Annotated in this window: 7 protein-coding genes; 4 read left to right on the plus strand and 3 right to left on the minus strand. The window is 58.7% G+C overall.

From position 1 onward, the window contains the following. A partial coding sequence (locus tag A3754_RS18695) for an NAD(P)-dependent oxidoreductase (protein WP_156497083.1) occupies positions 1–584 on the plus strand: 584 nt, incomplete at its 5' end. Here the strand turns inward: A3754_RS18695 and A3754_RS27905 are convergent. Next, positions 544–720, minus strand: coding sequence for a PA1571 family protein (locus A3754_RS27905; protein ID WP_197468714.1), 177 nt, complete (start codon positions 718–720; stop codon positions 544–546). The genes A3754_RS18695 and A3754_RS27905 overlap by 41 nt on opposite strands. Positions 721–812: 92 nt before the next feature. On the opposite strand from A3754_RS27905, the gene A3754_RS18700 reads away from it, so the two are divergent. Then, positions 813–1,949, plus strand: a complete 1,137-nt coding sequence (locus tag A3754_RS18700; RefSeq protein WP_063520907.1) for an ATP-NAD kinase family protein — start codon at positions 813–815, stop codon at positions 1,947–1,949. Positions 1,950–2,049: 100 nt separating this feature from the next. On the opposite strand, the gene htpX is transcribed toward A3754_RS18700, so the two are convergent. Continuing rightward, positions 2,050–2,946: a protease HtpX gene (gene htpX / locus A3754_RS18705; protein WP_063520908.1), complete on the minus strand. Its 897-nt coding sequence runs from the start codon at positions 2,944–2,946 to the stop codon at positions 2,050–2,052. A gap of 156 nt (positions 2,947–3,102) precedes the next feature. On the opposite strand from htpX, the gene A3754_RS18710 reads away from it, so the two are divergent. Both A3754_RS18710 and A3754_RS18715 read left to right on the plus strand, forming a co-directional pair. After that, positions 3,103–4,059 (plus strand): class I SAM-dependent methyltransferase, encoded by a 957-nt coding sequence (locus tag A3754_RS18710; RefSeq protein ID WP_082872444.1) that lies wholly within the window; start codon positions 3,103–3,105, stop codon positions 4,057–4,059. Between the two features lie 74 nt (positions 4,060–4,133). Continuing rightward, a complete protein-coding gene (locus A3754_RS18715; protein ID WP_063520909.1) occupies positions 4,134–4,397 on the plus strand; it encodes a PepSY domain-containing protein in 264 nt (87 codons plus the stop codon). Positions 4,398–4,465: 68 nt separating this feature from the next. Here the strand turns inward: A3754_RS18715 and A3754_RS18720 are convergent. Continuing rightward, positions 4,466–5,338: AraC family transcriptional regulator (locus tag A3754_RS18720; protein ID WP_063520910.1), on the minus strand; the 873-nt coding region annotated here is incomplete at its 5' end.

Raw genomic sequence — 5,338 nt, forward strand, 5'->3', positions numbered from 1 at the left:
ATGATGCCACCTGGCATCTGCTGGATGCGAACCGGCTTGCCCGGTTGGGGCCGGAACAGATGCTGATTAACACCTGTCGCGGGCCGGTTATCGACAATGTGGCCCTGTCCCGGCAGCTGGCCGGTGGTGCCGGGCCGTCAACGGTGCTGGATGTGTGGGAGGAAGAGCCGACGGTGCCGCCGACGCTGTATCAGCAGGTGCTGATGGGCTCGCCGCATATTGCGGGTTACAGCCTGGAAGGCAAGCGCAAAGGGACCCGCATGCTCTATGACGCGGTGTGCGAGTGGGCAGGCAGGGAAGCGGTGGCAGAGACTGCCGGGGAGGATGCGCCAGTGTTGCGGCAGCCGGTGGCGAGTGATGCGGACCTGTTGGCGTTACTGCAAGCAGCATATCGGCTGGACGATGATTACCGGCGATTGGGCGACAGCTTGAATGAAGCGGCCCCTGCTGCGGCCTTTGATCGCCTGCGTAAACAGTATCCTGTCCGTCACGAACTGCACCACTGGCAGCATGACGGGGCTGTTGCGGACGCTTGGGCGGCAATTATCCGCCGACTTTTTGAGCCCGATGGTATTGCGCGGTAGGGTACTGCCACTGATCTTCCAGGTGCTCGCAGGCACGCTGGATCATGTCTTCGGTAATGGGAATTTCCCGGCCGTCCTCATCGATGATGGCCGCGCCGTGGAAGTGCGATGCTGAGGATGTGTTGTTCAGGTTCATGTTTCATCCCTGCTTGTGCAGTTGGCCTTTAAATTTACTTAGCGACTGTCGGTGACAGCAACGCCATTTTTGTATCTGGATATGACCCTTTTATGAAAGTTGATCAAGGTCTTTGTCTCGGTGTGTTGGTCAACCCTTATGCCGGGCTGGGTGGCAGCGTGGCCCTGAAGGGGAGCGACGGGGTGCAAACCCGGAATGAAGCCCTGCGTCGCGGCGCCGAACCCCAGGCACCAGGTCGGATGAGCCGGGCGCTGAAAGTACTGTCCGCCGTCACCAATGTGTCTGTTTTGACCTGGGGTGGAGACATGGGCGAGAACAGCTGCCGGGCGGCAAAGGTTCCTTGCACGGTGATTGGTGAGTCGCCCATGCCCAGCAGCCCGGATGATACCCGTGCTGCTGCTGCTGCCCTGAAAGCGGCCGGGGCTGAACTGATCCTGTTTGCCGGTGGCGATGGCACCGCCCGGGATCTGGTGGATGCCATTGGGCTGGGTACCCCTGTGCTGGGTGTGCCGGCAGGATGCAAGATGCATTCTGCCGTGTATGCGGTGAATCCAGAGGCGGCGGGAAGTCTGCTGGCGGAGCTGGCCGGTGGCGGGTTGGTGGCGCTGGAGAGTGCCGAGGTGCGGGACATCGACGAAGCTGCGTTTCGCGAGGGTGTGGTCAAGGCCCGTCACTATGGGGAGCTGCAAGTACCGGCAGAGGCCCGTTACCTGCAGCAGGTGAAATGCGGCGGACGGGAAGTGGAAGACCTGGTGATTACCGAAGTAGCGGCCTGGGTGGCAGACAGTCTGGAAGACGACACCTGGTACCTGATGGGGTCTGGTTCCACGGTGGCGGTGGTGATGGAGCAGCTGGGGCTGGACAATACGCTGCTGGGCGTGGATCTGGTCCGCAATGGCGAGGTGGTCGCCGCGGATCTCGGTGCCAGGCAGTTACTGGAGCACATTGGCGATGCGCCGGCCAAAGCCGTGATCACCGTGATTGGCGGCCAGGGGCATTTGTTCGGCCGTGGCAACCAGCAATTCAGCCCTGCACTGATTCGCCGGCTGGGCAAAGAAAATATTCAGATACTGGCTACCCGAACCAAACTGGAAACCCTGGAAGGGCGGCCCTTGCTGGTGGACAGTGGCGACGCGGCGCTGGACAAGCAGTTGTGCGGGTTATGGCCGGTGACCACCGGGTATGAGGATCAGATTCTTTACCGGGTGGGGACGAATGCAGGGGATTAGCGGTCAGTCCCCTACGAAGCTGCTGTAGGAGTTTGCTTGCAAGCGAACCTTTTCGGCTGCAAGCAGCCTCCTACAGTGCTCCTGCTAAAACTCTTTTTGATTACCCGTGGCGCTTTTCCTGCAGCGCCGCGATGCGGTCATCCAGCGGCGGGTGCGAAGAGAACAGGGCTTTCAGCCCTTGCTTCACGCCAGAGTTGATACCGAAAGCCACCAGGGTGTCGGGCATCTGGTTAGGCACCTTGGACTCCGCTTTCAGCCGTTGCAGGGCGGAAATCATGTCGCGTCGGTCAGCCAGTTGAGCGCCGGCCACATCGGCCCGGTATTCCCGGAAGCGGGAGAACTTCATCACGATGGTGCTGGCGGCAATGCCGAAGATAATTTCTGCCACGATTACCACGATGTAGTAACCAAAGCCCAGGCCGCCGCCACCGTCACGACGCAGGAAGCTGTCGATCACATAACCCACCACGCGGGCGGCAAAAATCACAAAGGTGTTTACCACGCCCTGGATCAGGCTGAGGGTGACCATGTCGCCATTGGCCACGTGGCCGATTTCATGGGCCAGCACCGCGCGGACTTCCTCGGGGCGAAAACGGCTCAGCAGCCCCTGGGAAACCGCTACCAGGGCATCGTTCTTGTTCCAGCCGGTAGCGAACGCATTGGATTGCTGGGCCGGGAAGATGCCCACTTCAGGCATCTTGATACCGGCCTTGTCTGACAGCTCTTTCACCGTATCCAGCAGCCAGCGCTCCGCCTGGTTGCCGGGCTCCTTGATGATCTGCACCTTGGCGGACCACTTGGCCATGGGCTTGGATATCAGCAGTGAAATCAATGAACCGGCGAAACCGAATACCGCACTGAAAATTAGCAGGCTGGTTAGGTCCAGGCCACTGCCACTCTGGGCGAAATAGCTATTAACGCCAAGCAGGCTAAGGGTGATACTGGCGACCACAATAACCGCCAGGTTGGTAAGCAGATAAAGCGCGATGCGCATCATCGTGGGGTTTCTCCATCAGGTAGATAATTATTTATTGGGGGCGGGGCGCAGAGGGTTCAAGCCTTGGGCTATAATTTGCCTTTACCGGCTGAACGGAAGTCATCCTGTGTCTTCCGGCAGCATGCTGTATCCACCTTTATGCCTGTATTGATCCCTATGCGCTCGTCCCAGTTATCAGACCTTCTTGACCCGTATCTGGTTCCATTGTCCCAGCCAAAACATCGCCTTTTTCATGGCCGTGGCAAAACGCTGCCATCGCTGGAGTGGCTCACCGTGGACTGCTTCCCACCGGTGCTGGTGGCAACGCTATTTCGCCCCCAGGACGAAGCGGTGCTGGCGGGTCTGGAGGCCAGCCTTGGCGGCGCATTGGCCGGGCTGGGGTGTCAGACATTGGTGTTCCAGCACCGGTATGACGGCAAGGCCGAGAATGTGGTGGTAGTTGGTGAGCTAGCGGACAGCCCGGTCGCCACAGAGCAGGGGCTGGATTACAAACTGGATTTCCAGCGCGGCCAGAATCTGGGTTTCTTCGCCGACATGGCGGAGGGGCGTCGCTGGATTCGGGAACGGGCGGAGGGGCGTAAGGTGCTCAATCTGTTCAGCTTCACCTGCAGTTTTTCGGTGGCGGCGCTGGCTGGCGGGGCACACTCTGTGGTGAACATTGATCTGTCCGGTGCCGCCTTGACGCTGGGGAAACAAAATCACGCCCTGAATGGTTTCCAGGACGCCAGGGTGCATTACTTGCCCCACAATATTTTTCGCAGCTGGAAAAAGCTGCACAGCCTGGGGCGTTACGATCTGATTGTGGTTGATCCGCCCAGTGCCCAGAAAGGCAGCTTTATGGCGGAGAAGGACTACCCGAAAGTGCTGCGTAAACTGCATAAGTTATTGGCGCCGGAGGCCGACCTGCTGATCTGCCTCAATGCGCCCTGGCTGGATTACGCCTGGCTGGAGCAGTGTGTGGCCGATAATTTACCGGGGGCCGAGCTGCAAGCCCGGCTACCTGGCGCCAGTGGATTTGACGAAGCGGGGGAGCCTGCGCTGAAAACGCTCCATTATCGTTATCAGCGCCCCGCGATGCTTGATGTGCCTGCAGATGGTAGACCGGGTGCGTAGCAAGGCCTGTAGGGATGTGCTATCTGTGTAGTGATCTGTGACCGGGTGATACTTTATGGATGAAGGAGAGCGACATGAAGCAGATTTATCTTGCGGTGGTAGTGGGTGCGTCTCTGGGCCTGTCTTCCCTGGGGCTTGCCGATGAACGGCCGCCGGAGGGCGCCAAGCCCATGTCCGAATTGGCAAAGATGATTGAAGAGCAGGGGTATTCCCCGATTACCGAGATTTCCTTTGATCGGGGGCAGCTGGAGGTGGAGGCGTACAAAGGCACCAACAAGCGTGAGCTCAAGGTCGATCCCAAGAGCGGCAAGATTCTGTCTGATCGTCGGGATGATTAAAGATCGCTGATCGCCGGAGCTGAAAGGCTGTGTTGGGCGATTGTCGTGGCCCAACAATCGCCCTGAGGTCATTCCTTTTTTGCTGTATCGTGCTGTTTTCTATACGCCGTTGGGGTGGTGTGGAAGCGGCGTTTGAATGCAGTGTTGAAGGTGGATTTGGCATTGAATCCGACATCATGGCAAATCCGGGTCACGGGTTGTCGGGTGTCTGTCAGTGCCTGTGCTGCCGCCTCAAGACGAAAGCCGTTAATCCAGTCATAAAAATGGTGGCCGGAGCATTGATTGATCGCCGCAGAGGCCTGATGCGTGGTGACGCCGCAGTGTGCTGCCAGTCGCCCCAGGGTCAGATCATTTTCTCTGAATAATCCTTTTTTCATGGCGTTTTCCAGCAACGGGAAAACAGCGTGCGCGTCATCGTTTTTTTCGTTTTTTGCACAAGCCGGTATCTCTTTCGCTGTTGCTTTCGTTGCAGCAGCAAGCGGTGGTGCTTGCTGCACGGGAAGATTAATTCGGGTCAGCAACAAATAGGTGAGGTAGGCCGTGGCTGGTGCCAGCACAAAAGTCAGCGAAATGCGGATATCGAACAAATAGAACAGCGCCAGCCTGGCGGCAATGGACAAGGCGATCAGTAGCTGGAATGTTTGCAGGTTGCCTACCCATTCAATCACTGCACTGCGGCGGCTCTGGATTCCCTGTTGGCGTTGTTGCCACCAGTAAAAAAGGCTTAGAGCGCCAATGATGGCCAGATAAGGGTTGCCGTACAGGGTGATGGGCTCCCACAGGTCATGGTTCTTGCGCCCGGCCAGCATCCAGTAGATTTTCTGTTCCGGGGGCAGGCTCCAGAAGGGCACGGCGAGGGCGGCCACCAGCAGCACCGGTAACGCGTGCGTCCAGCGGCGACGCCGCGACCTGGCCAGGATGTTCTGCCCTTGCAGGGCACG

The sequence above is a fragment of the Alcanivorax sp. HI0083 genome (assembly GCF_001635175.1).

Coding starts and splice junctions, on each gene's coding strand:
- A3754_RS27905 (WP_197468714.1), bottom strand. CDS start 720: ATGAACCTGAACAACACATCCTCAGCATCGCACTTCCACGGCGCGGCC.
- A3754_RS18700 (WP_063520907.1), top strand. CDS start 813: ATGAAAGTTGATCAAGGTCTTTGTCTCGGTGTGTTGGTCAACCCTTAT.
- htpX (WP_063520908.1), bottom strand. CDS start 2,946: ATGATGCGCATCGCGCTTTATCTGCTTACCAACCTGGCGGTTATTGTG.
- A3754_RS18710 (WP_082872444.1), top strand. CDS start 3,103: ATGCGCTCGTCCCAGTTATCAGACCTTCTTGACCCGTATCTGGTTCCA.
- A3754_RS18715 (WP_063520909.1), top strand. CDS start 4,134: ATGAAGCAGATTTATCTTGCGGTGGTAGTGGGTGCGTCTCTGGGCCTG.